General features: G+C 45.0%; 3 protein-coding genes. 2 read left to right on the top strand and 1 reads right to left on the bottom strand.

The genetic code is table 11. From position 1 onward, the window contains the following. Nucleotides 1-112 precede the first annotated feature (112 nt). Complete coding sequence (locus tag ABUA34_RS13995; protein ID WP_156327917.1) at nt 113-1,726, bottom strand: SpoIID/LytB domain-containing protein; 1,614 nt, start codon at nt 1,724-1,726, stop codon at nt 113-115. Nucleotides 1,727-2,160: 434 nt separating this feature from the next. Between ABUA34_RS13995 and ABUA34_RS13990 the strand changes: the two genes are divergently transcribed. Both ABUA34_RS13990 and ABUA34_RS13985 read left to right on the top strand, forming a co-directional pair. Next, nucleotides 2,161-2,760, top strand: a complete 600-nt coding sequence (locus ABUA34_RS13990) for a hypothetical protein (protein WP_133300860.1) — start codon at nt 2,161-2,163, stop codon at nt 2,758-2,760. A 29-nt stretch (nt 2,761-2,789) separates the two neighbouring features. After that, nucleotides 2,790-3,845: 6-phosphofructokinase (locus ABUA34_RS13985; RefSeq protein ID WP_349823514.1), on the top strand; the 1,056-nt coding region annotated here is incomplete at its 3' end.

Here is a 3,845-nt window from a genome sequence, read left to right as displayed (position 1 = left end):
GTGCCGCAAATGCCGCCACCTGATCCTTATTCATCTCTGCCATAAACAATCTGACTTTATGGTATATGAGCACTATGCGCTTCTTTAACTTCATAATTAGTGATTCTCTCCGTTACTTTTCAACCGAACTGAGAACTGCTCCGTTGTAATAATGGCTTATTATCTGCGCTGCAGTATATCCCAGCTTTGCCAGTTCATTTGCACCATTCTGACTCATTCCGACTCCATGTCCGTATCCGCCGCCCTTAAGTGTGTAGAGTCCTGTGTCATTATCCTTCTTTACATAGTAGAAATTACTTGGAACGCCTGTCCAGCCCGTGAGCTCTGATCCATCCTGCTCTGTTATAGCCTTGCCATCCGTGGCGAACAGAACTCGGATATTGCTCTGGCCGCTGACTACCACGCTTCCCTTGTCGCCTGTTATCGTAACTTCCTTCACAAGTCCACTGTCATCTCTTCCCGTCACCATTATTGACTTGATCTTGCCAACCGATGTCGCAGACACATCCGAGCATCTTGAAAGGCCGGTCTCAACCGCATTTCTCATCTCATCTTCTGTGTATGTAACCGTCCACCTGTACATAGGAAGATTTCTCTCAACCACATCTGTGTCCGTCTTGCCATCCATGAAATCCCTGAATGCCGCCTCATCGCTGAAATATGGGATGTCCAACGCCGTATTCTGAATACGTGTACAGGTATATGGCATGCTTCCGCCCCACACCTGGTCACTCGTGGTAGTCGTTCCGCACGATGTTGAGAAATATACAGCGTTTATGATCTCTCCGTTATATGTAGGTACAATTCCGGATGTGGACTGGACTGCATCTATGGAATTTCCCGTCTCAGGAAAGTTATTGTAGACCTGGCACGATGTTGTGTCATCAAGGTCTGCATTGTATCCCCTGTAGTTACTTCCAAGCTTTCTATATGTAAATCCTCTGGCGCAGATTGCCATAGCCTTGAGCGCCTCCGGGCTGTAGCTCGATGAAACCTCACTTGACACTACCCCATACAGATACTGTTCTATATCTACCTGATTGATGATCATGTATCCCGACGAATCCTTTGTTATCTCAAGGGCTCCGTGATACCTCGGGGTGCCGCTTGATTTGCTGAGACTCGATACTGTTATCATTCCATCCGAACTCTCAGGCTCAACTATGATGGATGAGGCCTTGTTGTCGCTGCCAAGTGATACAAATTCATCCGCCTTGTAGGTTTTCTTCTTGCCATCGCTCGTCACGTTAAATCCTGTACTGCAGGTAAATTCCACATAGCTCTGATAATAATCTCCGCCATTTGTCAGGATGACTCTGACACTGTTCTCCATACCGGATATAACGACTGACGATCCGCCATAGCCGCTGCCCCCGCTGGTTCTGTCGGTGCCGGACGAGCTGCTGCCTTTATCCTCTTTCTTCTTTGAAGCCACAGTTCCTGCTCCCTGAATTGTGTAGTCATACTCCGCGATCTCTGTACTGTCCGTGTCGGCTTCAACATATTGCTTCAGATCTCCCACCGGATCATCCGGAGCTTCTATAACTATGGTCTCCACTGAATTGCCATCGTTGTTATCATCAGTCTCTTCGCCTACTCTGTTTTTACCTGTTATCATCATATATCCGACAACACATACCAGAATTATAGTTATGAAACTCACTATCTTAAAATTCTTATTGTATTTGATCTTCTGATACCATTTCTTCCTCTGATCTATTCGCATTCCCCTGTCTCCATTTCTCCGCAAATATATCCACATACAGAGAAAAAGCAGCATATACATGCTGCTTCTTCATCTTGTGTAATAAACTGAAATGCGCCCTTGCTTTTGAGTCCTAGCAGCGCTAGGTGGGCAACCGCAATTGTATATCTGCCTTCCACTAGAACTTATATAACGAGGCTTGACTTCAATAACAATGATATAGGAATCCCGTTTATTCAAATGTAGGTTCAAAATCACAAGAGACTTAATACATCTCAGCTATGAGCACATTATACCTTACCTTTACATCTCTTGCAAGAATTTTTCACGTGAACTTTAACCACTATAATTGACATTATATGCCTTCTTGAAATACCAATCTTACCTGTGTTAGAATATAGATACTTATGGGAATTTATAATTATTTCCAAACATGAAAGGCAGGTGTTCACCAAATGGATAAAACCAGCTTACAAATGTTATTCGGCGTATTGCTCGGAGTATTTCTGCTTGCACTCATAGTCATGACTGTGGTGTATGTCAGAAGAAAGCTTGCCGATAAGCGCGAGGAGGCACTGAGAGATCTCGATCTCATGCAGGAAGAGGCTATCAGGGAGGAACAGAGCCAGAGCAAGGGGTACTGGATAAACCGTGATGACATCGAGGACGAGAATCAGGCTCATCTGCTCCGTTACTACCACTATTTCGATAATATCGATGAATGTATCCACGATCTCATAGTTGAGATGTATGACTGTGGATTTGTCAGGACAGAAGAGATATTTGTCGCAGCATACGGTGAGGAAGCACTCACACCTGATTCATTCATTTACATGACAGATGCTGACTGCGATCTGGAAAAGGCAAAGGCTGCACTTCCGCCTGTCAGTGAGAAGAACCAGAAGATCATCTATGACCTCTGGTGCTCATATGTTGAAAAGCTTCTGGACACTGTTGAGATACACACAACCGATGCCAACAAAGATATAATCAAGGACGCACTTATGGTTTATGGCCGCAAAAAGATAACCATACTCCTGCGCAGTCCAGAATAAAATAAAACCTTTCAAAGGAGATTTACAAAATGAAAGATAACTGTATAGTAGCTCAGTCAGGAGGTCCTACCGTAGCGATAAATGCTTCGCTGGCAGGTGTCATAGACGGAGTTAAGAAAAGCAACAAATTCACCAGAGTTTACGGTGCAATTCACGGGATCCAGGGAGTGCTGGACAATAATTTCATAGATCTGTCCCTCATGGCTCTCTCAAAATTTCCTCTGGTAAATACTCTGGAGCTCTCCCCTGCAATGTACCTTGGCTCATGCAGATACAAGCTTCCTGATTTTGAGGTTGACTCAAAACCTTATGAGATAATATTTGACAGATTTGAGGAATATCAGGTTGCTGCATTCTACTATATCGGCGGCAACGACTCTATGGATACAGTGGATAAACTCAGCAAATATGCAAAGAAGATCGGATCGGATGTGAAGATCGTCGGCATCCCTAAGACCATTGACAATGACCTGTGCCATACCGACCACACTCCGGGATTTGGCTCTGCAGCCAAGTATGTTGCATCCACCATGCTGGAGATTGCCCACGACACTTACATCTACCAGATACCAAGTGTTGTCATCGTGGAGATCATGGGCCGTGATGCAGGCTGGCTCACCGCTGCATCCTGTCTGGCAAGAAATGACTACAGTCCTGCTCCTCATCTCATATATCTTCCTGAGGTAGACTTCGATGAGGATCAGTTTATAGAGGACATCAAAAATGTATTAAAGACTTCAAGATGTGTCATCGTGGCCGTATCTGAGGGTATACATGATAAGGATGGCAACTACATCAGCGCAACTTCTGCTGTGGCAGACAAGTTCGGACATGCCCAGCTCAGCGGAACCGGCAAGGCTCTCGAGAGTCTTGTTAAGGACAGAATGGATATAAAGGTTCGTTCCATCGAGCTCAATGTCCTCCAGAGATGTGCAGCGCATATTTCCTCAAGGACAGATATCAACGAGTCATTTGCACTTGGCCAGGCTGCTGTAAAATACGCCGCCGAGGGAATGACTGCTGTTATGTCCACGATCAAGCGAGTTTCTAACGATCCATACCAGTGGATCATTGAACCTGAGAAT

This window comes from Coprococcus sp. RTP21428st1_C9_RTP21428_210409, from assembly GCF_040227395.1.
GTDB classification, from domain to species: domain Bacteria; phylum Bacillota; class Clostridia; order Lachnospirales; family Lachnospiraceae; genus Coprococcus; species Coprococcus aceti.
The sequence above is the reverse complement of the archived record's forward strand: the minus strand, read 5'-3'. Positions and strand labels throughout refer to the sequence as shown.

Bases quoted from the DNA above. Each gene is read 5' to 3' on its own strand.
- ABUA34_RS13995 (WP_156327917.1), bottom strand. From the start codon at position 1,726: ATGCGAATAGATCAGAGGAAGAAATGGTATCAGAAGATCAAATACAAT.
- ABUA34_RS13990 (WP_133300860.1), top strand. From the start codon at position 2,161: ATGGATAAAACCAGCTTACAAATGTTATTCGGCGTATTGCTCGGAGTA.